We start from the raw sequence: 22,965 nt of genomic DNA on the forward strand, positions 1-22,965 counted from the left end.
GGGGCCCGCAGACAGGCAAGTACGCGCACCGACGGGTGCGCGCAGGGATGGTGCCGGCGAGTGCGCGCGCCGGGTCGGCAGCGGCCGATCAGCGCCACCCGGGGCCTGCACCGCGATGCCGCGCGACCCCGGCCCGGCGGCCCCGGGCAGACCGGGGCCGCCCCGCGCACCCGCACCACGGCCGGTCAACCCGGCCGGTCAACCCGGCCGGTCAGCCCGGCCAGACGCCCGTCAGGCGCCGCGTCGCCACCGCGCCCGAGCGGTCCACGGCCGCCTTGACCACGGCGAAGATCGCGCCCTGGATGGCCGCGGCGAGCAGGATCTCCTGCCAGGAGCGGTCCTCGTCCGTGGCGTTGGGGGCGTCGCCGTCGCCCTCGACGACCTTCCACGCCTGTTTGAAGACGGCGCCCGCGATCAGGCCGCTGACCGCACCCAAGGTCAGCCCGACCGGCTTGTAGGCGATCTTGGATGCCTTCATCGGCACCGCCCGCGATTGCGGCGGACCAGCAGGAAGAGAGCGAGGAGCGCCCCGGCCGCGAGCAGCGGGGTGCGGTTGGCGCGTGCCAGCGACGCGGCCCGAGCGGCCTTGTCGACCAGCGGGTCGGGGGCCTTCTCCGTCGCGTACTGTCCCGCGCGGGCCGCGCTCTCGCGCACCTGGGCCGCGGCCTGGGCCGTCTTCTCCAGGAGGGGGTCGGGCGTCTTGTCCTTCACCAGCTGCGCCGCCTGCTCCGCTTTCGCGCGGAGCTGCCCTGCGACCACGGCGGTCTTCTGGGCGGCCTGTTCCTTCACGGCGGCCGTTTTCTCCTTCGCCTGGGCCTTCACGTCGGCCTTGGCCGCCAGCGCCTCGACGGTCTGCCCGAGCTCGTCGCGCGTGTGCTCGATCTGCTCGCGCAGCTCCTCGGGGGTGGGCGTGCCGATGTTGGTTCGTGTTTCGTCGGTCATCGGTGTGCCTTCTCCTTGATCTCGGCCACGTCGGCCTTGACGCTGTCGATGGTGCGCTCGGGGGCGGGGGAGCCGGCCTTCGCGATCTGCTTCTTCCCGGCCAGGGCCATGACGGCCGCCACCGCGGCCAGTACCGCCGCGATGATGAGGGCTGCCGCCCACACCGGCAGGACCAGCGCGAGAGCGGCGATGCACGCCGCGACCAGGGCCTGGAGCGCCAGCATGCCGACGAGGCCCGCCCCTCCGAAGAGGCCGCCGCCCTTGCCGAAGCGTTTGCCCTTCTGGCTCATCTCCGCGCGGGCCAGCTGCATCTCTTCACGGACCAGTTCCGAGATCTGCTGTGAGGCGCGCGAGACCAGCACGCCCACCGAGTCATCAGCGGCGGCGCGGGCCGGTCGCTCTACCGTGGTCATGGGAGGTCACCTTGCCTTCCTCTGCGATGTGCATGCCGTTGTCAGGGCCCGCCTACCCAGCCTGTGACCGGGCACTCGGGGACGCGGGCACCCTTTGGATCAGTGCTCCAGGCGGCGCTTGTCGTCGTCGCTCCACGCGCGGGTGTCCCGCGGCTGGACGTACGGCTCCTCGTCCTCGGGCAGTCCTCCGGCGATCGCGCGCTGGCGGACCATCTCCGCGTCGAACTCCAGCCCGAGGAGGATCGCCAGGTTGGTGATCCACAGCCACACCAGGAAGACGATGACGCCCGCGAGGGTGCCGTAGGTCTTGTTGTAGGAGGCGAAGTTCGCGACGTAGAACGCGAAGCCGGCCGAGGCCGCCAGCCAGATCAGCAGGGCCAGGAAACTGCCCGGAGTCACCCACTTGAACCCGCGGCCCTTGGCGTTCGGCGCGGCCCAGTAGAGGATCGCGATCATGATCGTGACGAGCAGGACCAGCACCGGCCATTTCGCGATCGACCACACGGTCAGCGCGGTGTCGCCGATCCCCAGCGCGCCCCCGGCCTGCCGGGCCAGACCGCCCGTGAAGACCACGATCAGCGCGCTGACGCACGCGAGGACCATCAGGGTGACGGTCAGGGCGACCCGCAGCGGCAGCACCTTCCACACCGGCCGCCCTTCGGGCATGTCGTACACCGCGTTCGAGCAGCGGATGAAGGCGGCGATGTAGCCGGAGGCCGACCACACCGCGACGACCAGACCGATGATCGCCACGAGCGAGCCGACACCGCTGTGCCCCTGCAACTGCTGCACGGCGTCGGTGATCACGTCCCGTGCGGAGCCGGGCGCCAGCTTCTGCACGTTGTCCAGGACCCGCTGGGTCGTGGACTTGCCCGCGAGGCCCAGGAGGGAGACCAGGACCAGGAGGGCCGGGAAGAGGGCCAGGATCCCGTAGTAGGTGAGCGCGGCCGCGCGGTCGGCCAGTTCGTCGTCCTTGAACTCCTTGAACGTGCCGCGCAGGACCGCTTTCCAGGATCGTCCGGGCAGCTGCGAGAGCTGGTCCGGTGCCCGCTCCTCGACCTGCTCGTCCGGGCCCGCGGTGGGGGTCCGCCCGTCGTCCGGACGGGTGCGGGCGCTGTTGTCGCCCGGATGTGATGTGGGTGTCATGTCCTGCGGCTTTCCACCGCGGGGCCACTCATGCCCCCGTGCCCGCCCGACCTGGCGACGACGGCCACGGCGACCTGGCCGAACGTTTGTGGCACACCTGTGGGGCATACGGGACCGGGGAGGTGGTCGATCATGCCCAAGTGGGGCGAAGTCCCGGAGCGGACGAGGGGGACGATCGCGGAGCGGGTCGGCTACCTGCGGCGCGCCGTGCGGGAGCCGGGGGCCGAGCGGGACGATCTGATCCTGAGCGCCAAGTCCGTGGTCGCGGCCATGGCCGCGTGGATCCTGGCGCGGTACCTGCTGCCGCCGGCCGTCTCGACGTTCGCCCCGTTCACCGCGCTGGTGGCCCTGCAGGCGACCGTCTACCGCTCGGTGCGCGACTGCGTCCAGTACCTGCTGGCGATGGCGGCGGGGGCCTCGCTCGCCGCCACCCTGGCGGCTGCCGCGGGTATCCACGGCTGGACGTTCGGCCTGCTCACGCTGATCGCGCTCTGTGTCGGGCGGATCCGGCGGTTCGGGCAGCAGGGCACCCAGGTGGCCATCGTCGGCTTCTTCGCGTTCTCGTCCGGACAGGGGCGGATCGACTACATCGGCTACCTGACCGCCTCCGTGGCCATCGGCGCGCTCTGCGGGCTGGCCGCCCACCTCGTCCTCGCCCCCGCCCGGCACACCGACCACCGCCGGCAGGCCGTCGCCGATCTGTACACCGGCATGAGCCGGCGCCTCGAGGGCCTGGCGGACACCTGCGAGGCGGACGAGCCCGACGCCGAGCGCGTCGGGCAGTGGCGCCGGGACTGGCTCGGGCTGTCCGCGGACTGCGAGCACATCCGGCAGGGCATCGAAGCGGAGATGGAGAACGGCCGCCTCAACCCGCGCCCCACCACCGCCGACGCGGACGAGGCGCTGCGGCGTGCCCGCGAGGCGGTCACCGTCGCCGAACGCTGTCTGGACCACCTGCGCTCCATGACGCGGGCCATGGACTACGCCCTCGACAGCGAGGAGATCCGGAACCTGCCCGCCGCTTTCCGGCCCGGCTTCGGCTCGCTGCTGCGGATGACGGCCGCCGCGATGGAGGAGATCGGTCAGACCTCCCCCACCGACCCCGAACGGCTCTCCGAGATGATCGGGGAAGCGGCCCGGGAACTGGAGCGGGTCCAGCAGGAGGCGCGGGCCGGTGCCGACACGCCCTCGGCGGCGCACACCCTGCAGGGCACTCTGCTCACCGACGCCGGGCGTTTGCTGGACGAACTCCAGGCGGGCCGCCGCGACCTCACCCCGGCGTCCTGACGGGCGGCGGCCGTCGTCAGGCGGGCGCGGGGCGGTCGGCGGCGAGCGGAGCGGTTGCCTTGCCCTCGCCCCGCCGCAGCCCGGTCAGGAACTCCTCGAAAGCCTCCACGGAGGTGTGGGCGGGCGTCCAGAGCAGTTCCCTCCGCGCGCGTGAGGCGTCCATCAGGGGGACGCGCAGGACGGCGTCGAGGAGGTCCGCGGACGCGGGCACCAGTCGCAGCCTCCAGGCCGCGGCCAGCGCGGCACGAACCGGCCCCGCGGGCACGGGCACGCGCCGCGCCCCGAGGATGCGGGCGAGGACGGCCGCGTCGATCGGCGGATCGGCCGCCAGGTTGAACGCCCCGGACACCGGCAGGACCGCGGCCGCGCGGTAGGCGGCGGCCGCGTCGTCGGTGTGCAGGACCTGGAAGCGCAGGCCGGGCAGATCGGGCACGACGGGGATCAGGGCCGGGCGCACGATGCGCCCGGGCAGGAGCCGGCCGGCGAAGATCCTGCGCTGCTCGGAGGCGGCTTCCCGTTTGAAGAGGAAGCCGGGCCGCATGCGGACCACGCGCACCTCACGGTGGATGCGCTCGTACGCGTCGAGGACCCGTTCGAGGTAGGCCTTCTCCCGGGTGTACGCGGCTTGCGGCCAGCCGTGGGTGGGCCAGGACTCGTCCACCGGGCGGTCTTTGGGCCCGGGTGAGTAGGCGCCGACGGAGGAGGCATGGACCAGCGCCGGCACACCCGCCTCGGCCACGGCGTCGAAGATCCGGATGCTGCCCAGCACGTTGGTGCGCCAGGTCTCGACGGGACGGTGGGTGGGCTGGAACTTCCAGGCCAGCTGGATCACGACGTCCGCGCCGGCGAAGATCGGGGCGAGTGGGGCGCCGCCCGGTTCGATGTCCACGGCATGCCAGCGGGTCTTCGGCGGTTGCCACGTGGGGAGGCGGCGGGCGAGGCCCAGGACGGAGGCGACCCGGGGGTCCTCGGCCAGGGCCTGGACCACGCTGGTGCCGACGTTTCCGGTGGCTCCGGCCACCACGACGCGGATGCCGTGAGCGCCGGACGCCGAGGGGGGAGGCAGGGTGCTGGACGGGCTCATGACGGGCGGCTCCTGACGGTGGGGGCTCGCGGGCAGCTCGTCGCCGTGGGCCGGCGCGAGCCTGCCGGGCGCCTACCCGCGCGCGGGCGGCGCACCCCTGCCCGCCCGCGGGGCTCCCGCGACGCGGGCGGGGATCGCAGCGGGGGCCGCCGCGACGCGGGAGGGACCGCAGCGGGGGCCGCCTGGCCTTTTGCCACGGAGCACCCATAGGGTTCACACCAGTCAGAGATCACCGCATCGAAGGGCGGACCCCGTGCACGCAGACGCAGAACAGCCCGCCGCCGGCTCCGAACCCCTCCGCGCCGCGCGGGCAGGTGATCACGTGGTGGTCCGCGTGTCCGGCGAGCTGGACATCGACCGTGCCCCCCAGCTGCGCACGACGCTCCGCGGCGCGCTCACCGACACCGACGGCGGCGACATCGTGGTGGACCTGAGCGGTGTGGAATTCTGCGACTCCACCGGCCTCAACGTGCTCCTGCAGGCCCGCCTGGAAGCCGAGGAGAAGGGGAGAGCGGTGTGCCTGGCCGGACCGAGACCGCAGATGCGCCAGCTGCTGGAGCTCACCGGCGCCCACGTCCTCTTCCCCGTGGTACCCCTCCCCGGCCGGGAATAGCCCGCGGTCCGGGCCGGCCGTGCACCTCGGACCACAGCCCCGGGCCGCGGCGGTGCGGCGGCGCGGCGCGGCTTGCCCATGACAGAGCCCGACCGGGTGCGCTTCCCGCCGGTCGGGCTCTGCGTGCGTGGGGGTGCGGGTGGGTCAGAAGTCGTCCCGGTGCAGGTCTTCCTCGCGCAGCAGGTCTTCCTCGCGAGGACGCGACGGCTCGTCGACGCCCGGCCGGAGCGGCAACCGGCTCGCTCCGGGGTGCACCGGGTCCTGTCCGGGGTTCGAGGGCTGCGGCTCCTCGCGGCCCTTGCTCGGCTCTCGGCGCTTGTCCTGCTTACCAGCCATGACGGCGACTCCTCTTGCTGCGGGTCTCGCTGCGGGACAATTCCCCCCCAGACTGACACGCACAGTGACAGTACGCATCTCGACCGTCACCCACCGTGCCGGATCGCCGTGCGGGGGGGGCGTCAGAAGGCGTAGCGGATGCGCAGCCACGGCGCGTGGGTGGCGATCAGGCGGCGCATCGTCTCGACGGCTTCGGCCTTGACGCTGTTGCGGTAGCGGACGTTCCAGCTGCCGTTCTCGGACCGCTTGGGCTGCTGGATGTCCGGGCGCCACAGGGCGTCCTCGGCGCGCGGGTGCCAGGCCAGGTTCAGCCGGTGCAGGTCCTCGTTGTGCGTCAGCATGATCACTTCCGCGGCCGCCTGGTCCTTCACCCGGCGGGGCAGGACGTCGTCCATCTGGCGCAGCAGAAGGGACCAGTCCTGCTCCCAGCCCGGCCGGATGACGACGGGCGAGAGGTTGAAGTGGACCTCGTAGCCCGCTTCCAGGAAGTCCCCGGCCGCGGCGATGCGGCTCTCGACCCGGCTGGTGCGGATGTCCAGCAGCGTGGAGTCCTCCTGCGGCATGACGGAGAAGCGCACCCGGGTGCGGCCGCGCGGGTCGAGCAGCAGGAGGTCCGGGTTGACGAACTTGGTCGCGAAGGATGCCTTGGCGGCGGGCCACCGGGCGAAGGCGCCGACCAGGTCGGCGACGTTGTCGCTGATCAGGTCGTCCACGGAGCAGTCGCTGTTCTCGCCGATGTCGTACACCCAGGCGCTGGGGTCGCACTGGTTCGCCTCCGGCTTGGGCCCCAGGCGCCCCAGGTGCCGGGAGAGGTGGGCGATGATGCGCTCGATGTTGGTGAAGACGGTGATCGGGTTGGCGTAGCCCTTGCGGCGCGGGACGTAGCAGTAGGCGCAGGCCATCGCGCAGCCGTTGGCGGGGCCGGGGGCGATCCAGTCCGCGGAACGCCCGTTGGGCCGGGTGGTGAGCGTCCTCTTCTCCCCCAGGACCAGGACCTCGCTCTTGATCCGGACCCACCGGTCGAGGTTGCCCTCGTTGCCGTGGAGCTCCGGGATGCGCCAGTGCGAGTCGACGGCGATGACTTCCGCATCGGGGAAGCGGGCGAGGACCTGGCGCCCCCGGGGGGAGGCGGCGGCGCCCGGTTCGGCGTGGATCTGGCGTACGGAGAGCAGCCGGCGCGCGGCGGCGGTTTCACGGAACAGCGCGTCCTCGCCGGGCGGGGGGCGGCGCCGGTCCCCCGTGTCGAGGTCCTCCAGGCCGAACAGGGCGTCCGCGTGGTCCGCGGGTTCGGCCGCATGCGGCTGGGTGCCCATGTGCGGGTGCTCCGGTTCCTGGAGGGGGCGACCGACGGGGACGGGCCCGGCGGGGAGGGGGACCTTCCACTGTAGGTGACCCGGGGCGGCCCCCGCCGAGTGCTCGCCCCGGCGCGGGGGCGGGGTCAGGGAGTGAAGAGCACCTTGACCGCCCCGTCGTTCTTCTTCTGGAACATCTCGTAGGCGGCGGGGGCCTCGGCCAGCGGCAGGCGGTGGGTGGCGAAGTCGTCCACACCGAGCACGTCGCCGTCCGTGAGCAGCGGCAGGAGGTCGTCGACCCAGCGCCATACGTTGGCCTGGCCCATGCGGAGCTGGATCTGCTTGTCGAACATGGTCAGCAGGGGCAGCGGGTCCGCCACGCCGCCGTACACGCCAGACAGGGAGATGGTGCCGCCGCGGCGCACCAGGTCGATGGCGAGGTGGAGGGCGGAGAGCCGGTCCACGCCGAAGCGCCGCATCATCCTGGCGGCCAGTGCGTCCGGCAGCATCGTGGTCAGGTGCTGGGCCCCCTTCGCCACGGGAGCGCCGTGGGCCTCCATCCCGACGGCGTCGATGACGGAGTCCGGTCCGCGGCCGTCGGTCAGGTCGCGCACCGCGTCGGCGAGGTCCGCGCCGTAGGTGGTCAGGTCGAGGGTGTGGACACCGTGCGCCGCGGCGCGGCGCAGCCGCTCGGGGACGAGGTCGATGCCGATGACGCGCCCCGCTCCGCGGTGGGCCGCGATCCGCGTGGCCATGTCCCCGATGGGCCCGAGGCCGAGCACGGCGACCGTGCCACCGGGCGGGACGGCGGCGTACTCCACGGCCTGCCAGGCGGTGGGCAGGACGTCGGAGAGGTAGACGAAGCGGTCATCGGGCCCGTCGCCCGGTACGGGGATGGGCAGGGTGTTTCCGAAGGGGACGCGGAGGTATTCGGCCTGCCCTCCGGGCACCTGTCCGTACAGCTTCGTGTAGCCGAAGAGGGATGCGCCGCTGCCCTGCTCGCGCACCTGGGTGGTCTCGCACTGGGAGTGCAGGCCGTGCCCGCACATGTAACAGGTGCCGCAGGAGACGTTGAAGGGGATCACGACGCGGTCACCGGGCCGTACGCGGGTCACTTCGGAGCCGACCTCCTCCACGATGCCCATGGGCTCGTGACCGAGGATGTCGCCGGGGTCGAGGAACGGACCCAGGACCTCGTAGAGGTGCAGGTCCGAGCCGCACAGGCCGGTCGTGGTGATCTTCACGATCACGTCGGTGGGGTCTTTGATCGCAGGGTCGGGCACCGTGTCCACGCGGACGTCGCGCTTACCGTGCCAGGTCAGGGCCTTCATGGGAACTCCTCGTACCGTCTGCGCGGCCGGCTTCCCTGTGCGCCCCCGGGCGCGGGGCGGGGGCGGCCGCTCACTGTCGCATCATCGGTCCCTGAGTCGGCTACCCCGTGTCGCGGCGCGCACCACACGCCGGATGCCGCCGGTGAGGGACCCGTACGGGCCCCGGGCCGGGACGGGGCGGGATACGGGAGGGACGGGCGGGTACCCGCAGTCCATGACCACGACAGGAAACACCCCGCTTCGCGCCGTAGCGCTCGTCTGTACCCTTTCGCCCTCCCCGTCCCCTTCGAGCTCCCAGCTGCTGGCGGAGCAGACCATGGCCGCCCTCGCCGGGCACGGGGTGACCGGGAAGACCATCCGGATCGCCGACCACGACGTGCGGCCGGGGGTGGAGACCGACATGGGCGACGGCGATGCCTGGCCCGGTATCCGGGAGACGATCCTGGCCGCCGACATCCTGGTCCTGTCGACCCCGATCTGGCTCGGGCACGCCTCCAGCGTCGCGCAGCGCGTCCTGGAACGGCTCGACGCGGAGATCTCCGAGACCGACGACGAAGGGCGCATGCTCACCTACGGCAAGGTCGCGGCGGTCTGCGTCGTCGGCAACGAGGACGGCGCCCACAAGGTCAGCGCCGACCTCTTCCAGGGCCTCAACGACTGCGGCTTCTCCCTGGCCCCGAACGCCGTGACCTACTGGGTCGGGGAAGCCATGCAGGGCACCGACTACCAGGACCTGGAGAAGACGCCCGAGGCAACGGCCGGCACGACCAGGACCCTCGCCGCCAACACCGCCCATCTCGCCCGTCAGCTGAAGGCAGCCACCTATCCGCCCTCCTCCTGACCGACCACCCCGGCCCCCGCACGAACTCGGCACGACGGAGAATCCGATGTCCTCTCAGGAAACCCCCCGCGTCCCCGACCCGGTGACGCGCTACCCCCGGCCCCCGTTCCCCGACCAGCAGCAGGACCATCCCGGCTCGACGCCCCGGATGGATCCGGCCCCCGACCACGGCGAGGCGAGCTATGAGGGGCACGACCTGCTCCTCGACCGGGTGGCGGTCGTCACCGGCGGCGATTCGGGAATCGGCCGGGCCGTGTGCCTGGCCTTCGCCCGGGAGGGCGCCGACGTCGTCTTCACGCACCTGCCCGACGAGACGGACGAGGCGGCGCAGACGGCGCGTCTGGTCCGCGAGGCGGGCCGCAAGGCCGTTCCCGTGAGCTGCGACATCCGGGACGAGGAGCAGTGCGCGGCCCTGATCGACCGGGCGGTGCGGGAACTCGGGCGCATCGACGTCCTCGTCAACAATGCCGCCTACCAGATGGCCCAGCCCGACGGGATCGAGGCCATCACCACGGAGCAGTTCGACCGGGTGATGAAGACCAACCTGTACGGGATGTTCTGGCTCTCCCGCAAGGCGCTGGCGCACATGGAGCCCGGCGGCTGCGTCATCAACACCACCTCGGTCCAGGGGTACCAGCCCAGCCCCCACCTGCTCGACTACGCGATGACGAAGGCCGCGATCATCTCCTTCACCCACGGGCTGGCACAGATGGTCGCCGAGCGGGGCATCCGTGTGAACGCGGTCGCCCCGGGGCCGGTCTGGACGCCGCTGATCCCCGCGACGATGCCCGACGTGAAGGACTTCGGCCGGCAGTCGCCCCTCGGGCGGCCCGCCCAGCCGGCGGAGATGGCACCGGCGTACGTCTTCCTGGCCTCGCCCCAGGCGAGCTACATCACCGGGGAGATCGTCAACGCCACCGGAGGCACGCCGCTTCCGTAAGCCGCTTCCGTCACGTCCCGGTCCGGCCCTCCCCCGCGGAGGGCCGGACAGCCGGGCTGCGGACAGCCGGGCTGCGGACCGCCGGGCTGCGGACCGCCGGGCTGCGGACCGCGCCCGCGGAGCCGTGCCCCGACGGCGGGTGCGTACGGTGGCATCGGCCGGCCGCCGGCAGTGCCGGGGCCGGGCAGTGCGCGGCATCAGCCGGTCAGGGGCGCGGCGTTGATCAGGTCCATCAGCCCCGGCAGTCCGCCCTCGGCCATGGCACGGCGCTGGCGGTCCGCGGGCGTGCCCTCCTGCAGCAGCCGGTGGACGAGGGAGCTCACCTCCCGGAGGTCGCCGGCGTCCTCCAGGGCGGGCGTGATGTGGAGCAGGAGCGCGCACAGCACGTCACCACTGCTGCGCGGACGGCCCTGCGGGTCGACCAGTGTGCCGTTCAGCCCGTGCCGGGCGGCGTGCCAGTTGGCGGCCTGCAACAGCTCCGGGGTGCAGGCGATCCGGGGGAGCCCGGCCTTCTCCTCGTCGATCGCCGTGGCGACCAGCGCACGGACGACTCCGGCGAGCAGGACGGCGTCGTCCGCCCGCAGCTGCACGTCCAGGCACCGGACCTCCACGGTGGGGTACCGGTCGGACAGCCGGGCCTGCCAGTACAGCTGTCCCGCGTCCGCGATCGCCCCGGATGCCAGCAGGCCCGCCACGCGCTGCTCGTAATCGGCGTGGCCGTCGAAGGACGGCGGCGGACCGCTGACAGGCCACCGGCCGAAAACGATGGTCCGCCAGCTCGCGAAGCCGGTGTCCCGTCCGTCCCATATGGGCGAATTGGCCGACATGGCCAGCAGCGTCGGCAGCCAGACCCGGATCCTGTTCAGCACCGCGACGCCCGTCTCCTGGTCGGGAATCGCGACGTGGACGTGCATGCCGCTGATCAGGTGCTCGTCGACCAGCTGCCGCGCCTCCCCCTCCATCTTCAGGTAGCGCGGGGTCGGGGTCACGGGTACGGGGCTGCTCCCCCGCACCGGCGCCGCTCCGGAGGCGACGATGCGGCAGCCGTTCGCCTCCGCGGCCGACGCCACGGCATGCCTCAGGCGCAGGAGGTGGCCGCCGACCTCCTCCAGGCTGGAACACACGGGGGTGGCCACTTCCACCTGGGCCTGCAACAGCTCGTCCTGGACCTCGTCCCGCTCCGCGAGCGGGCCGAGACCCGCGGTGCGGCGGACGTCCTCCGCCAGGGGCAGGGGCAGGCCCGTCACCGGATCGACCAACAAATACTCTTCTTCGACACCGACTGTGATCACGTTCTGCGGCTACCCGGTTCCCTCATGATCACCCTCCGGACGGATGCCGTCCCCTGGTGCTGTGCACGGCCTGTCCGGGCCGGGTCGCGGGGCGGTACGCGGACGCGGCAGCACCCCGGCGCGATGCCGGGGTGCTGCCGCGATCGGGCGGGACGGGTGGGGAAGCGGCCTCTGCGGTCGTGCCGGCTCCCTCACGCCGCACTGGCTCCCTCGCGTCGTGCCGGTTACTTCGGGTCGCGCTGGAACCTGGAGGCGGCCCAGAGGTAGCCGAGCACGGCCAGGCCCAGGCACCAGGCGACCGCGAGCCATCCGTTGTAGCCGATCTCGCTGCCGAGCAGCAGTCCGCGCAGGGTCTCGATGGCCGGGGTGAACGGCTGGTAGCGGGCGACGGGCTGGAACCAGCCCGGCATGGCGTCGACCGGGACGAAGGCGCTGGACAGGAGCGGCAGCAGGATCATCGGCAGCGCGTTGTTGCTGGCCGCTTCGGCGTTGGGGCTGATCAGACCCATGCCGACGGCGATCCAGGTCAGGGCCAGCGCGAAGAGCACCAGCAGCCCGAACGCCGCCAGCCATTCCAGCACCGTGGCGTGCGTGGACCGGAAGCCGATGGCCACGGCGACGGCGCCCACCAGGGCCACGCTCATGACCGCCTGCAGGACGCTGCCCGCGACGTGTCCGATGAGCACGGAGCCCCGGTGGATCGCCATCGTGCGGAAGCGGGCGATGACGCCTTCGGTCATGTCGTTGGAGACGGAGACCGCGGTCCCGACGACGGTGCCGCCGATGGTCATCAGCAGGATGCCGGGCACGAGGTAGGCGATGTACGCGGAGCGGTCCGCGCCGCCGCCTTCGATGCCCGCGCTCATCACGTCGCCGAAGACGTAGACGAAGAGCAGCAACAGCATGACGGGGGTGAGCAGCAGGTTCAGGGTGAGCGACGGGTAGCGCCGGGCGTGCAGCAGATTGCGGCGCAGCATCGTCGCGGAGTCGCGCACGGCCAGGGAGAGGGAACTCATCGGACTGACTCCTTGGGCTGGTCGGTGCCGGTCAGGGCGAAGAACACGTCGTCGAGGTCGGGGGTGTGCACGGTCAGTTCGTCCGCCTCGACGCCGGCGCGCTCCAGCTGGTCGAGGATCGCGCGCAGTTCGCGCTGGGTGCCGTCGGCGGGCACGTGCAGGGCCAGCGCCTCGTCGTCACGGGTGGCCTCGCGCAGGGCGCGCGCGGCGCTCCGGTAGGCGGCCGGGTCGCAGAAGCGCAGCCGCACGTGGCCACCGGGCACGAGCCGTTTGAGCTCCCCCGCCGTGCCCTCGGCGGCGATCCTCCCGTCGTGGAGGACGGCGATGCGGTCGGCGAGCTGGTCGGCTTCCTCCAGGTACTGGGTGGTGAGGAAGACGGTGACGCCGTCGGAGACGAGCTCGCGGATGATCTGCCACATCGTGTGGCGGCTGCGGGGGTCGAGGCCGGTGGTGGGCTCGTCGAGGAAGATGACGCGCGGACCGCCGACCAGCGTCATCGCGATGTCCAGGCGCCGCTTCATACCGCCGGAGTAGGTGGAGGCCGGCTTCTTCGCCGCCTCGGCCAGGTCGAAGCGCTCCAGCAGCTCGGCGGCGACCCGGCGGCCCTCCCTCTTGGACAGGTGGTGCAGGTCGGCCATGAGCAGCATGTTCTCCTCTCCGGTGATCAGGCCGTCGACGGCGGAGAACTGCCCGGTGACGCCGATCGCCGCACGTACCGCCTGCGGGTCCGCGGCGAGGTCGTGGCCCGCGACCTGGGCCTGCCCCCCGTCGGCGGCGATCAGGGTGGAGAGGATCTTCACGGCGGTGGTCTTGCCGGCGCCGTTCGGCCCGAGCAGTGCGAACACGGACCCGGCCGGGATCCGTAGATCGATGCCGTCGAGCACGGTCTTGTCGCCGTAGGACTTGCGCAGGCCGACGGCGGAGACGGCGACGGCCGGCGACGGGCGACCGTCGCCCTGCCTGGACGTGGGCATGACAGATGAAGGCATGGAACCCTCCTGTGAGAAGGCTGGACCAGCAGGACGATGAAAGTGGCGTGAGGGCGCGGTTCTCGCAGGTCAGGACCTGGAGCGGCGGACGTCGATGTTGCCGTGCCGGGTGCGGGCGCGGACCGTGACGGTGTCATCGGTCCCCGCGGGGGCCGCGGACGAGGTGAGCGTGTTGCGCACCTGCCCGGAGCCCGAATGGACGTCGAGCCAGGCGGCCGTCCCCTCGCGGACGCCGACCTCGATGGCGCCGTAGGAGGTCTCCAGGTCGATGGCGCCGCGGGCCACTTCGTCCACGCGCAGGGTGCCGTGGGCGGTGGTGGCGGTGACCGAGCCCTCGGCGCGCCGGATCTCGATGTCGCCGTTGGCGCCGCGCACCCGCAGCTCGCCCGTCGCGACGCCTACGGTCGTGGTGCCGTGCGAGTTCTTCAGGACCGCGGGGCCCTCCACGAGGCCGACGCGCAGGCTGCCGGAGCTGGTGGTGATCTCGGCCGCGCCCTCGACCCGGTCCACGGTGATCGAACCGTGCGACGCAGTCAGCTGGAGCGGCCCGGTCGTGTCGAGGCGGACGTCACCGGACGAGGTCTTCACCCGGACCTCGCCGAGCCGGCCCTCGCCGAGCACCTGGGCCCAGGCACCGGTCATGTCGACCCGCGAGCCCGTGGGCAGTTCGACCGTCACGTCGACGGTGCCGGTGCGTCCGAACAGGTTGGACTTGGGCGTCCTGATGGTCAGTACGCCGCTCGTGTAGGTGACCTCGGTCTGGTCGGCCGCCCGTACGTCCTGGTCCCGCTTCGGGTCGCGGGGGCGCACCTCGACGAGCGTGTCGAGGCGGTCGCCCGCGATGAAACCGATGGAGCCGGCGTCCACGTGGGCGGTGGCCGAAATCGGTTCGGGCGTGTCGAAAGAAGGCATGGCTGTCCCGTCCTCATGAGTCCTTGGAGCGTCCCCGCTGGTGGGACGTGGTGTGGGTGAAGTGGGGCGACCGGGCGCGGCTAGCGCACCCAGCCCGTGAAGCTCTGTCCGATGGTGCGGGCCCGCTCCGCCGGACGCGGCGCGCCACCGCCGTCGACCGCGGCCGACACGGCGCGGACCAGCCACGCGTTGACCGACAGGCCCTCGCGGCCGGCGGCCTCCTCGGCACGCGCCTTGAGGTGGGCCGGCAGCCGCAGATTGACGCGGGCGGTGCCGCCCTCGTCCCCCTCGGCGGGCGCCTGCGCCTTGAGCGGTTCGAGGGGCGCGGCCGGCTCCGCGGGGCCGCTCTCGGCGGCCGCCGGCGTCACCACGAAGTCCGGGTCGAGCCCGCGCAACCGTACGTAGACCGAGCCGGGTGCCAGCTCGCGGGTGATTTCGTCCATCGCCGCGGAGAGCACGTTGAGCATGGTCAGCCGCGTCGCCGACTCCAGGGGGGCGACGAGCCGTTCGGCCAGCTCGCGGGCGTCGTCCCCGCCGGCTTCGGCGGCCACCGCCAGTTCGCGGCGGAGGGTGTCGACATACGGGGTGAGGTCCATGACGCCATCATGGCACCACAACGACACCATTCGCAAGCCCCTTGGCACCACATGGCACCGAGTGGCACCACCAAGCGCCACACGGCGCCACTCGACGCCACGCCGGGCCACGCACCACAACGGGAGGCGACAGGGAGGCATGGAGGAGGCACGGCGGGAATGCGCCCCACCTCGCACAGGTATTCGAACACCTGATTGAATAAGTGGATGGAGTACCTCCCCTTCCCCGACGACCTCATCCGTCTCCAGCAGCGCTGGACCCGCGCCTACCACCTGCTCGCCGTCCGGCGCGAGCGGAGCGTGGCCGGGCTGCGCAGGGAACTGATCGACTTGTCCTGCCGGATCAGCGCGCACCCGTACTGGCGGGCCGCCGGCTACCGGTCGGTGCGGCTGGTGGAGCTGAGGCGGGCGGCCGCCGCGGTTCCCGCAGCGCGGGAGCCGTTGCCCTGCGTCGACGGGGAGTTCGTGATGTCCGGGCCGCTGGAGACGGGGACGCGGTCGGAGTGAACGAGCTGGAAGCCAGGCTCGCGAGCTGGCGGTCCGTCCGGGCCTGGCTGATCTGGCAGCAGCGGCAGGCCGAGCGGGCCATCAGGGCGCTGGAGGCCGAGCTCGCGGCCGCCCAGGCGCGCCGGCCCCCTCCCCCGCCGCCGGAGTGGAAGGTCGAGTCCATCCGGACGGGCGCCGGGCCCAAGGCCCTGCGGATCCACGTCGGCGACTGCGCCATGGGCAAGGGCAGGGCCACGGGCACCGAGCAGGTGCGCCGCATGCTCGCGGAGGGGGTGGAGGCGTGCCCCTACTGCAACCCGGACAACGCACTCGGCATGACCGGCTGAGCCGTCGCCCCGGACCCCCGGCGCCGGGCGGCGGGCCCCGGGCAGCGGGCGCCGGGCCGGACGCCGGGGGTCCGGGGCGACCGGCGGCGGGCAGCGGAGGTCCGGGGCAAACGGGGCGCCTGGCGCCGGGAGAAACGGGGGCCCGGCGCCTTGCGGAACCCGGTCCCGAGGGGACGGCGGCACCGCGCCGCCGGCCTCGTGGACCTCACGCCTCTGCGGCCCCCTCACCTTCCTCGGGCTCCCAGCCCAGGAGGTCGCCCGGCTGGCACCCGAGCACCTCGCACAGTGCGGCGAGCGTCGTGAAGCGCACGGCCTTGGCCCGGCCGTTCTTCAGCACCGCCAGGTTGGCGGGCGTGATCCCGACGCGTTCCGCGAGCTCCCCCACCGACATCTTCCGCCGGGCCAGCATCACGTCGATGTTGACGGTGATCGGCATCAGATCACCTCGTCCAGCTCCGCCTGCATCTGCGCCGCCTCGACGTCGCGCGCCACGGCCTGGGCGAGCAGCACGCGCAGCACGAGCACGATCAGCGCCACGCCCAGGAGCCCCACCCCGACCCCGCCCAGCAGGAGGACCGCGCCCGGCGGGACGGCCTCTCCCGGCGCGAGGACGACTCCGAGGGCGAACACCAGGAGGGCCGCCGTCACGACGGCGCCGATCACGACGTGCACGTACCGGAACGCCCCGTGGGAGAACACCGTCCCGCGCCTGACCATGCTGACCAGCCGCCACACGCAGACCAGGACGACCTGGGCCGTCAGGATGCCCAGCACCGTGATCAGGAGGATCGGCATGCGCAAGTACGCCAGATCCGCGTCCAGTTCCTCCAGGTCCTTCGCCAGCAGCGCCACCATCACCGTCTGCACGAACACCGAGCCGGCGAGCAGCGCCACGAGCACGGCGCGCAGTCCAAGCACTGTCAGTCTTCCCACTGCCCCTCCTTGACCAGGACACATCCGTCGCACCTATCGAACGACGACAAGAATCTATTGAATATCGATAGAACCCACAAGGTGCGGGATGCAAGAAGGCGGACCAGGTCCACGACCGGGTGGGCGGGGCCGGGGCGGGGCCGGGGCGCGGTCAGCCCTGCTCTTCTCCCGCGGAGCGGGGCACGCCGACCGCCAGGACGGCGGTGTCGTCGTCCACACCGGCGCCGAAGGTGTCGAGCAGGTCGCGGACGGCGGCCACGGCGTCCAAGGCGGTGGTGGGCGCCAGCGCCTCGGCGAACGCGAGCAGCGCCTCGTCGCCGTAACGTTCCCCGTTGCCGGCTGCGTGGGCCTCGGTGAGGCCGTCGGTGTACAGGAGCAGGGTGTCGCCGGGGTCGAGGCGGACCCGGGTGGTGGCGATGTAGGCGTCCGGCAGGACTCCGATGAGCTGGCCGCCCGTGGTCGGCAGGTACTCGGCCCGGCCGTCCGCTCGCAGCAGCAGCGCGGCGGGATGGCCGCCCCCGGCCAGGACGACGCGGAAGCCGCCCTCGTCGCCGTCGGGGGTGAGCAGGCCCGCGATGACGGTGCAGAACCGCGGGTCGTGGCCGTTGTACTCGTGGTTCAGGACGGTGTTGAGGTTGGCGAGTACGGCGGCCGGGTCCGGGTCGTAGACGGCGGCCGCCCGCAGGGTGTAGCGGGCCAGGGAGGTGATGGCGGCGGCGGGCGCGCCCTTGCCGCACACGTCGCCGAGGAAGAGTCCCCAGGTGCCGTCGGCCAGGGGGAACAGGTCGTAGAAGTCCCCGCCGACCTCGTCGGTGGAGGCGACGTGGTAGTGCGCGGCGACGTCGAGGCCGGGCACGTTGGCCAGCGCGGGCGGCAGCAGGGTGGCCTGGAGGACGGCGTTCAGCCGCTGGAGGCGTTCGCGCTCGCGTTCCGCCTGCCGGCGGGCCCGCAGGAGCTCGATCTCGTAGGCGCGGCGGTCACGGGCGTCGAAGACGGTGGTGCGGATGAGCAGGGGCTGCCCGTCGGCGTCCGTCCTGACGGTGGAGGTGGCCAGGACCGGCAGCCGGCTGCCGTCGGCGGCCTTGAGTTCCAGGGCGATGCCGCTGATCTCGCCCTGCATGAGCAGCAGCGGCGCGAAGTGGGTCTCGTGGTAGAGGCGGCCGCCGACGGTGAGGAGTTCGGAGAACTTGCGGCGTCCCACCAGATCGCCGCGTTCGTAGCCGAGCCAGTCCAGCAGGGTCGTGTTGATCTTCGCGATGGTGCCGTCGAGGAGGGTGGAGAGGTAGCCGCAGGGTGCGTGCTCGTACAGATCCTCCGCGCTGTCCGCCGGCAGCGCCGAGAGCATCGCCTCCTCGCCGGCCGACGGCCGCTGCGGGAGCGCTCCGCCCTGGTCGCCACCATCGGCGGCCCCGCACGTCATCGGCCCGCTGCGGCCGGGGATGCCGCCCGGGCGGCCACCGGGCCGCCGGGCCCGCCGGTCGCCCTCATGCGCTCCCCGCTCCGTACGTCCATAGGACTCATCCTCGCAGACCCGCCCCGGACCTGCGATGATCCACGGCCCGGGGTCGGCCGCTCTCGTGGCTCCGGGGGCCGGACCCGGGTCCGGACGCCGCTCGACCCGGTGAGCGGGGGCGCTCGCGTCGCACCGGCGCTGCGACCGCTGGTGGGGAGCACGGCGCGCGCCGGTCGGGCCACAGCCCGCGCCGGGTCCGGGGGGAAGGGACCAGAGTCCGGCAGCGGGGCCCGTCGAGCAGAGGCGGTGACGGCCGGGGGCTCGGCAACGGGGCACGTTTCGCTTCCACTTGTGACGGCGTCCGGCAAGCCGGCGGGTGAGGCCGCCGCCAAGCGGTCCGCGAGGCGGCTGCGTTGACCGGATATCGATCATCCGTGGAGCGGGAAGTGTGGGCGGTGTCCCCGCGGGGAAGTCCGGGATGCCACCGCACCACCTCTGCTGAAAGCAGGTGACCATGCACCATCCGCCGATGGCCGCACCCGCGGCCTCGCGCTCCACCGACCGGTTCCGTCGCACCCGGCGCAGGGGGTTCCGGTTCGGCGCCTTGCTCGCCGCCACGGCGCTGGCGGTGCTCGTCCCGGCCCCGGCCGCCCATGCCGATCCGCCGCACAACCTCCCGCAGAACGCCGACGGTTGGGAACAGACCTTCTCTCCCGCCTTCGACTACGACGGCGACGGCTGCTACGCCACGCCCGCCATCGGCCCGGACGGCACCCTCGCCCCCGGGCTGAAGACCTCCGGGGCGATCAACGGCAGTTGCCACGACCGCTCGGACCTCGACAACTCCCAGACCTACGCCCGGGCCAGGTGCAACAGCGGCTGGTGCGCGATCGTCTACGCCGGCTATTTCGAGAAGGACCAGGCCGTGCACGGCAGCGGCCTGGGCGGCCACCGCCACGACTTCGAGCACGTGATCTCCTGGGTGAACACCGCTTCCCAGCGCGTGGAGTACGTGTCGACGACCCAGCACAGCAGCGTCAGGACCTACCCCCGCTCCGACGTCCGCTTCGACGGCGCCCACCCGAAGGTCGTCTACCACAAGGACGGGGCCGGCACCCACTTCTTCCGGCTGGCCAACGGCAACGACGAGCCGCCGGAGAACCACTACCACGCCTGGCGCTACCCGCCGCTGGTCGGCTGGAACGGCTGGCCCGGCACCTGGCTGCGCGACCGGCTGATGAGCGCCGACTTCGGCGCGGCCACCATCAAGATCACCGATGGCCGGTTCCCGAACCTGCTCGACAGCGCCAAACCGTCGGGCATCGCCTTCGACCCCTGGGGCTGACCCCGCCCCCGGCCCGGCTCCGCCCGGCCCGCGCGCGGCAACGAGCAGCCGGGCTGGGGGCTCGGGCGGGGACCGGGCGGCTGACTCCACGGCACGGCCCCCTTCCTCAAGTCCGGGATCGCCGCCATACTCCGTTTCCGTCCTGTCGCTCCGAGTCTTCCGCGAAGGCGAACCCGCACCCGCAGGGGGACGCATGACCGCCACCGAGCAGCCCGCCGGCCCCCCGCCGACGCCCGAGCCGCCGCCCCTTGCGAACCGTCCCGCACCCAGCGAGGTGACCCGGCTGCTGTGCGCGGGCGTGTACTTCGACGGTGACTTCCGCAGGCGCGTCATCGAGCAGCTCGTCGAGCACGAGGAACGCCCCGCCCCGCCGTCGCTCGGGGTCGACGCCGTGCCCGTCCTCGCGCACGCGCTGCGCGCCCGGCGCCGGGAATGCGCGGCCGGGTTCGCACTGGGCGTCCTGTGGGCCCTGTTCATCGGGCTGGGCGTGGCCGGGGTCGGATCGCAGACCGCGGCCGCGGTGCCCCTCCCCTGGTTCCTGGCGTACGGGGTCGTCTGCGTCGTGTCGTGGGGGGTGGGCGGAGGCAGGGGGACGGCCTTCACCCTCGACCGGGCCGTCCTCAGGCGGGCCGTCCGGGGCAGCCTCAAAGCGGTCCTTCCGGTCGTGCCGCTCGCGGTGGGGCTCCTGTACTGGGGGCTCGTGGTGTTCGCGGTGATCGGCGGCGCCGACGCCTGGGCGGCCTTCGTGTTCCCGGCGCTGATGGTGCTGCCGGTGGCGGCGTACCGGGTGGACGTCGTCTCCGTCATGCGCCACGAGCTGAGCCGGGAGGCCCACGCGCGCTCCCCCCGCCGGGAACTGCCGGACAAGCCCCGCTACCGGCGGATCGGCGAGGCCGTCGACCGCGAGCAGTACGCGACGCTCGCGGTCCACGACCCGCTCCGGCCGTTCGTCGGGGTCGGTGAGCCGTACAAGCCGTGGTCACTCGTCATGGAGCTGGAGCGCAGGAAACCCCCGGCGCAGCGGCAGGACGGGGTGCGGGGAGACCCGCTGACGGGACGTGAGGTCCTCGACCTGATCAGGCCACGCCTGGAGGACCTGCGCACCTCCACCGCGGCCACGAGCCGGGACCGCCTGCGCTTCCTGGAGATCGACGAGATCGTCTACCTGTGCGTGGGGGCCGCGGGTGACCGCTTCACCTACCACGGCGTCGCCGAGCAGCACCTGGAGGCCGCGGCCGGCGAGGGCGACGAGGAACGCCGTCACTTCCTGCGGGTGCGGGTCGGCGCGTGGGACGAACAGATCGCGCTGTCGCTCCTGGTCGGGGTGCACACGCAGGGCGGCATGCTGGTCCTGGAAGTCCTGCCGCACGTGCTCAGACCCGTGCGCGCGGAATTCAGAGCGGCGGACGTGGTCGCGGCGCGGGCACAGGACGGTCCGCTGCGGGACGTGCTGGTCGCCGTGTTCGCCGGCGCGTCGGCGAACTGCGCGGCCGGGTTCTGCCTGGCGCATACGGCCCTCTCCGTCTTCCGTACGTGGCTGACCGGCCCGGAGTACGCCGAACCGGACGGACCTGTGGCCTCGGTGCGGGAACTGGGGAGCGCACGGGAGGTGTCCCTGCTCCAGGAGATGGACGTCAGCCGGTACGTGAGGACCCTCCAGGACCGCATCGCGAGCGGGGTGCGCGAAGCACTGCGGGCCAAGGGATACGAGACGGGCGAGTTCGAGCAGCACATCGTCACGGTGAGCGGGGGCGGGGTGTTCATCGGCGAGATGAGCGGGGGTGCGGTGGCGACGGGAGACCGGGCCTCGGCCAAGCACGTGCAGGGTGATGCGGAAGCGAAGAGGGGGCGGACATGAGCACGCCGGACGGGACCGAGGGGCCGCGGGCGGATCCCGACAGGACGGCGGCGCGGGAGGCGGGCGCGGACGCCGGCACGGGCGCGGGCGCGGACGCCGACACCGGCACGGGCGCGGGCGCGGACGCCGACGCCGACGCCCGTACGGGCGCGGACACCGGCACCGGTACGGGCGCGGACACCTCCGGCACCGGCACCGGCAGGGAGACTTCCGTCGGCGGGTCCGGCAGTGTCCGCGTCGGGTTGCTGACGGGCGGCGCCGTCGCCGCCGGAGCCCGTGCCCGCGCCGAGGACCGCTCCACGGGCCGCTCCGAGCGGACCGCGCTGCCGCCCGGAGTGCTGCCCGCCGTGCCGCCCGCGGCCGTCGCCGGGGACGTCGGCATCGGCGCGATGACCGCGGGCGCCGCGGCCGCGGGCCCGGATGCCATCGCCGTCGACGCGTCGACCGGGCCGGTGGGGACCGTCCAGGACCTGCGGGCGGCCGTGGGCGTACTGCGCGAGCAGCTGCGCCTGCTCGGCTCCGGCGCGGAGGCCGCCGAGATCGACCACCACCTGGCCGAGGCACAGGCGGAGATCGAATCCTCGGGGCGGGTGCGCCCCGAACGCCTCCAGTGGCTACGCGACCACCTCGAACTCGGAGCCACGGCGACGGCCGCGCTCGCCTCCGCGGCGACGGTGGCCCAGCAGATCGCCCAGATCCTCGGAGGCCCGGGCTGAGGGGGCCCTCGCGGCCCGCCGGGGTCCGCGCGGGCGCAACCGGTCATCCCCGGCGACGCATCACACCCCCGGGCCGCCGCGGGAGCATGCCAGGCCGAGCGGACACAGCCGGTCGCTCCCGGCGACCCGTCCCACCCCCGGGTCGCCGCGAAGCATGCCAGGTCCCTGCGAACGCAGCCGGTCGCTCCCGGCGGCGCAACACACCCCCGGGCTGCCGCGGGAGCGTTGCCAGGTACACGCGGCAGCCCGCCTGGCAACGAGCCGGGTCCTTCGCTCGCCCGTCGGCGGGAGCGCTCCGCGTCATCCGTCCTCTTGCGCCCTCCCCGTCGCGTGCCTCCGTTCGGCACGGGCACGAGCCGCGTCGTGGGCCGCGCGCAGGAGTCGCACGACGGTGTCCTGCGTCCGGGCCCCGGGATTGACGACGGAGATCCAGCCGAGCGCTCCGTACACCGGATGCGGCACGACCTCGTCCGCGGCCGCAGGGCCGGGCCGGCCGCCGGCGCCGCCCGGCTCCCCGGCGGCAAGCTCGCTCAGGGCTCGGCGCCCGGCGTTGACGTTCACGCGCCAGCGGCCGGGCGGATCGAGGTCGGACGCGGCGTCGTCCGGGTGGTTCTTCGTGATGATCGTGCCGTACGGCTGGACGTTCGCCGGCATCCGGCCGTCGGGGGCGTAATAGAAGAACGCGTCCCCCCAGGCGAGTTCGGGAAAGTCGCCTCCAGGCTCCGGGACGACCACGAGCGCCCCCTCGAAGGACCGCACGGTCGCGATGATCTGCTCCATACTCATGGTTCGAGCAT

At 73.1% G+C, this 22,965-nt stretch carries 26 protein-coding genes; 9 read left to right on the forward strand and 17 right to left on the reverse strand.

All coding sequences use genetic code 11. From position 1 onward, the window contains the following. Positions 1-211: 211 nt before the first annotated feature. The 4 genes from AMK16_RS01785 to AMK16_RS01800 form a co-directional block, all read right to left on the reverse strand. Positions 212-478 carry a DUF4235 domain-containing protein gene (locus tag AMK16_RS01785; protein ID WP_073907611.1) on the reverse strand — a complete coding sequence of 89 codons (267 nt, stop codon included), beginning with the start codon at positions 476-478 and terminating at the stop codon, positions 212-214. Then, entirely contained in the window at positions 475-942 is a 468-nt protein-coding gene (locus AMK16_RS01790; protein WP_073907613.1) for a DUF3618 domain-containing protein, read from the reverse strand. Before AMK16_RS01790 ends, AMK16_RS01785 begins: the two co-directional genes overlap by 4 nt. Then, on the reverse strand, positions 939-1,355 hold the full coding sequence (locus AMK16_RS01795; RefSeq protein WP_073907615.1) for a phage holin family protein: 417 nt from the start codon (positions 1,353-1,355) through the stop codon (positions 939-941). Before AMK16_RS01795 ends, AMK16_RS01790 begins: the two co-directional genes overlap by 4 nt. A gap of 99 nt (positions 1,356-1,454) precedes the next feature. Next, a complete protein-coding gene (locus AMK16_RS01800; protein WP_073907617.1) occupies positions 1,455-2,501 on the reverse strand; it encodes a YihY/virulence factor BrkB family protein in 1,047 nt (348 codons plus the stop codon). Positions 2,502-2,633: 132 nt separating this feature from the next. Between AMK16_RS01800 and AMK16_RS01805 the strand changes: the two genes are divergently transcribed. Continuing rightward, entirely contained in the window at positions 2,634-3,788 is a 1,155-nt protein-coding gene (locus AMK16_RS01805) for an FUSC family protein (protein WP_073907619.1), read from the forward strand. Between the two features lie 16 nt (positions 3,789-3,804). Here AMK16_RS01805 and AMK16_RS01810 read toward each other — a convergent pair whose 3' ends face one another. Then, on the reverse strand, positions 3,805-4,872 hold the full coding sequence (locus AMK16_RS01810) for an NAD-dependent epimerase/dehydratase family protein (protein WP_073907621.1): 1,068 nt from the start codon (positions 4,870-4,872) through the stop codon (positions 3,805-3,807). A 253-nt stretch (positions 4,873-5,125) separates the two neighbouring features. Between AMK16_RS01810 and AMK16_RS01815 the strand changes: the two genes are divergently transcribed. Beyond that, complete coding sequence (locus AMK16_RS01815; protein ID WP_242438520.1) at positions 5,126-5,485, forward strand: STAS domain-containing protein; 360 nt, start codon at positions 5,126-5,128, stop codon at positions 5,483-5,485. A gap of 144 nt (positions 5,486-5,629) precedes the next feature. Here the strand turns inward: AMK16_RS01815 and AMK16_RS01820 are convergent, their stop codons facing one another. From AMK16_RS01820 to AMK16_RS01830, 3 genes are all read right to left on the reverse strand, one after another. Continuing rightward, the gene (locus AMK16_RS01820) at positions 5,630-5,821 is read right to left on the reverse strand and encodes a hypothetical protein (protein ID WP_073907625.1); all 192 of its coding nucleotides are present in this window, start codon (positions 5,819-5,821) and stop codon (positions 5,630-5,632) included. A 122-nt stretch (positions 5,822-5,943) separates the two neighbouring features. Continuing rightward, complete coding sequence (locus tag AMK16_RS01825) at positions 5,944-7,134, reverse strand: spore photoproduct lyase family protein (RefSeq protein ID WP_073907627.1); 1,191 nt, start codon at positions 7,132-7,134, stop codon at positions 5,944-5,946. A gap of 125 nt (positions 7,135-7,259) precedes the next feature. After that, positions 7,260-8,444 (reverse strand): zinc-dependent alcohol dehydrogenase, encoded by a 1,185-nt coding sequence (locus AMK16_RS01830; RefSeq protein ID WP_073907629.1) that lies wholly within the window; start codon positions 8,442-8,444, stop codon positions 7,260-7,262. 214 nt (positions 8,445-8,658) lie between these two features. Between AMK16_RS01830 and AMK16_RS01835 the strand changes: the two genes are divergently transcribed. After that, on the forward strand, positions 8,659-9,285 hold the full coding sequence (locus tag AMK16_RS01835) for a flavodoxin family protein (RefSeq protein ID WP_073907631.1): 627 nt from the start codon (positions 8,659-8,661) through the stop codon (positions 9,283-9,285). Between the two features lie 46 nt (positions 9,286-9,331). Continuing rightward, positions 9,332-10,225: an SDR family oxidoreductase gene (locus AMK16_RS01840; protein ID WP_073907633.1), complete on the forward strand. Its 894-nt coding sequence runs from the start codon at positions 9,332-9,334 to the stop codon at positions 10,223-10,225. A 197-nt stretch (positions 10,226-10,422) separates the two neighbouring features. On the opposite strand, the gene AMK16_RS01845 is transcribed toward AMK16_RS01840, so the two are convergent. From AMK16_RS01845 to AMK16_RS01865, 5 genes are all read right to left on the reverse strand, one after another. Further along, the gene (locus tag AMK16_RS01845; protein ID WP_073907635.1) at positions 10,423-11,517 is read right to left on the reverse strand and encodes a carboxylate-amine ligase; all 1,095 of its coding nucleotides are present in this window, start codon (positions 11,515-11,517) and stop codon (positions 10,423-10,425) included. Between the two features lie 224 nt (positions 11,518-11,741). Next, on the reverse strand, positions 11,742-12,533 hold the full coding sequence (locus AMK16_RS01850; RefSeq protein WP_073907637.1) for an ABC transporter permease: 792 nt from the start codon (positions 12,531-12,533) through the stop codon (positions 11,742-11,744). After that, positions 12,530-13,522 (reverse strand): ATP-binding cassette domain-containing protein, encoded by a 993-nt coding sequence (locus AMK16_RS01855; RefSeq protein WP_443333523.1) that lies wholly within the window; start codon positions 13,520-13,522, stop codon positions 12,530-12,532. Before AMK16_RS01855 ends, AMK16_RS01850 begins: the two co-directional genes overlap by 4 nt. 69 nt (positions 13,523-13,591) lie before the next feature. Next, positions 13,592-14,434 (reverse strand): DUF4097 family beta strand repeat-containing protein, encoded by an 843-nt coding sequence (locus AMK16_RS01860; RefSeq protein WP_073907641.1) that lies wholly within the window; start codon positions 14,432-14,434, stop codon positions 13,592-13,594. Positions 14,435-14,514: 80 nt separating this feature from the next. After that, positions 14,515-15,030, reverse strand: coding sequence for a hypothetical protein (locus AMK16_RS01865; RefSeq protein WP_073907643.1), 516 nt, complete (start codon positions 15,028-15,030; stop codon positions 14,515-14,517). A 207-nt stretch (positions 15,031-15,237) separates the two neighbouring features. On the opposite strand from AMK16_RS01865, the gene AMK16_RS01870 reads away from it, so the two are divergent. After that, positions 15,238-15,537, forward strand: coding sequence for a hypothetical protein (locus AMK16_RS01870; protein WP_073907645.1), 300 nt, complete (start codon positions 15,238-15,240; stop codon positions 15,535-15,537). Continuing rightward, positions 15,534-15,863 carry a DUF6233 domain-containing protein gene (locus AMK16_RS01875; RefSeq protein WP_073907647.1) on the forward strand — a complete coding sequence of 110 codons (330 nt, stop codon included), beginning with the start codon at positions 15,534-15,536 and terminating at the stop codon, positions 15,861-15,863. Before AMK16_RS01870 ends, AMK16_RS01875 begins: the two co-directional genes overlap by 4 nt. Positions 15,864-16,068: 205 nt before the next feature. On the opposite strand, the gene AMK16_RS01880 is transcribed toward AMK16_RS01875, so the two are convergent. The 3 genes from AMK16_RS01880 to AMK16_RS01890 form a co-directional block, all read right to left on the reverse strand. Beyond that, positions 16,069-16,299, reverse strand: a complete 231-nt coding sequence (locus tag AMK16_RS01880) for a helix-turn-helix domain-containing protein (protein WP_073907649.1) — start codon at positions 16,297-16,299, stop codon at positions 16,069-16,071. Further along, positions 16,299-16,796 carry a DUF2975 domain-containing protein gene (locus AMK16_RS01885; RefSeq protein WP_073907651.1) on the reverse strand — a complete coding sequence of 166 codons (498 nt, stop codon included), beginning with the start codon at positions 16,794-16,796 and terminating at the stop codon, positions 16,299-16,301. The genes AMK16_RS01880 and AMK16_RS01885 overlap by 1 nt, the downstream gene beginning before the upstream one ends. A gap of 151 nt (positions 16,797-16,947) precedes the next feature. After that, positions 16,948-18,141 carry a SpoIIE family protein phosphatase gene (locus AMK16_RS01890; RefSeq protein WP_242438630.1) on the reverse strand — a complete coding sequence of 398 codons (1,194 nt, stop codon included), beginning with the start codon at positions 18,139-18,141 and terminating at the stop codon, positions 16,948-16,950. Between the two features lie 622 nt (positions 18,142-18,763). Between AMK16_RS01890 and AMK16_RS01895 the strand changes: the two genes are divergently transcribed. From AMK16_RS01895 to AMK16_RS01905, 3 genes are all read left to right on the forward strand, one after another. Further along, complete coding sequence (locus tag AMK16_RS01895) at positions 18,764-19,594, forward strand: NPP1 family protein (RefSeq protein WP_073910203.1); 831 nt, start codon at positions 18,764-18,766, stop codon at positions 19,592-19,594. A gap of 193 nt (positions 19,595-19,787) precedes the next feature. Continuing rightward, on the forward strand, positions 19,788-21,452 hold the full coding sequence (locus AMK16_RS01900; RefSeq protein ID WP_073907655.1) for a hypothetical protein: 1,665 nt from the start codon (positions 19,788-19,790) through the stop codon (positions 21,450-21,452). After that, positions 21,449-22,168: a hypothetical protein gene (locus AMK16_RS01905; RefSeq protein WP_079191256.1), complete on the forward strand. Its 720-nt coding sequence runs from the start codon at positions 21,449-21,451 to the stop codon at positions 22,166-22,168. The genes AMK16_RS01900 and AMK16_RS01905 overlap by 4 nt, the downstream gene beginning before the upstream one ends. A 300-nt stretch (positions 22,169-22,468) precedes the next feature. Here the strand turns inward: AMK16_RS01905 and AMK16_RS01910 are convergent, their stop codons facing one another. After that, positions 22,469-22,948 carry a DUF6194 family protein gene (locus AMK16_RS01910; RefSeq protein WP_073907657.1) on the reverse strand — a complete coding sequence of 160 codons (480 nt, stop codon included), beginning with the start codon at positions 22,946-22,948 and terminating at the stop codon, positions 22,469-22,471. Between the last annotated feature and the right edge of the window lie 17 nt (positions 22,949-22,965).

This window comes from Streptomyces sp. CB00455 (genome assembly GCF_001905445.1).
In the GTDB taxonomy this organism is placed as follows: domain Bacteria; phylum Actinomycetota; class Actinomycetes; order Streptomycetales; family Streptomycetaceae; genus Streptomyces.